1 protein-coding gene is annotated in these 1,380 nt (G+C 54.3%); it reads left to right on the top strand.

The window, feature by feature from the left end; all coding sequences use genetic code 11:
• Window positions 1–276 precede the first annotated feature (276 nt).
• Window positions 277–1,356, top strand: coding sequence for an IS110 family RNA-guided transposase (locus GJU83_RS18925; RefSeq protein ID WP_069185208.1), 1,080 nt, complete (start codon window positions 277–279; stop codon window positions 1,354–1,356).
• The last annotated feature ends 24 nt before the right edge of the window (window positions 1,357–1,380 follow it).

Here is a 1,380-nt window from a genome sequence, read left to right as displayed (position 1 = left end):
TAGTAATACTGTCAGTGCCGGGTATTTCTGATTTTGGCTCAACTTGAAATACTGGGTGTCGCAAGTGTTCTCGGGTTTCCTGACCCGCACTCCGATCGACCCAGATATGTGTCTTTCCCTGGACCTGTCGGAATTCCGAGAACACCTAGCGGCAGGGGTTTCACCCCGCCGATGCATGTGACTCAAGAAGGGCCTGACAGCCTGTCTCGTTACTGTCGTGTCCAGGCTATCGTGCATGGTGAAGCCATCTTCAAATAGATAGCCAGGAGCTTCGTCATGTCTTTACAGCAGGATGTTCGCCCGGTGATTGTCGGTGGTGTTGATACCCATAAAGATCTGCATGTTGCTGCCGCGGTTGATGGTCATGACCAGGTTCTCGGAACAAACACCTTTCCAGCGACGCGCCATGGTTATAAAACCATGTTGGCGTGGATGCGCAGCTTTGGCGACGTCACCAGAATAGGGATTGAATGCTCAGGAACCTATGGCGCGGGTCTGTTGCGCTATTTACAGCAGGCCAGCATCACGACTCTGGAGGTTACAAGTCCCGATAAATCCGTCCGCCGCAAGCGGGGCAAAGACGACAGCATTGATGCTGAGAATGCTGCGCACGCGGCCTTTGCGGGCATTCGTACGGTAACACCGAAGACACGTGACGGCATGGTTGAATCCTTGCGTGTTCTGAAAGTCTGTCGAAAGACAGCGATCGCAGCCCGCAGGGTAGCGCTTCAGATGATTCAAACCCAGATTGTCTCCGCACCGGAGGAGTTACGGGACCAGCTCAGGAGCATGACGCGCATGCAACTTATCCGGACGTTGGCATCATCGCGTCCCGATCTAGGCGGATACCGAGACGTCATGACGGCCTATCGGATAGCCCTGAAGTCCCTCGCTCGCCGATATGTAGAGCTACATGACGAGATCGCGGACTTGGATACCATGATCAAGGCCATCGTGGACGAACTTGCGCCCGACTTGGTTGCAAGAACAGCTGTCGGTTATGAGTCGGCGGCGCAGCTGTTGATTACCGCAGGTGACAACCCTGATCGACTTGGCTCCGAAGCCAGTTTTGCTGCGCTTTGCGGGGTCAATCCCATACCGGCATCTTCCGGAAAGACGCAGCGCCACAGGCTTAACCGAGGAGGCGATCGCGCAGCCAACAGTGCACTGCACATAATTGCGATCGGCAGGCTTCGGCTTGATGTTAAAACCCAGGAGTACGTTGCAAGACGACTAACAGAAGGGCATTCAAAGTTGGAAGCTATCCGTTGTCTAAAACGTTACATAGCGCGAGAGCTGTTCTATCTTTTACGCCACCGGCAACGTGAGATTGGCCAGTCGAGAATTGCTGCTTGACTCTTAGAAGGGCGTCCAGGGAAG

Source organism: Marinobacter salsuginis (genome assembly GCF_009617755.1).
GTDB classification, from domain to species: domain Bacteria; phylum Pseudomonadota; class Gammaproteobacteria; order Pseudomonadales; family Oleiphilaceae; genus Marinobacter; species Marinobacter salsuginis.
This window is presented reverse-complemented; position numbering and strand designations above follow the sequence as displayed.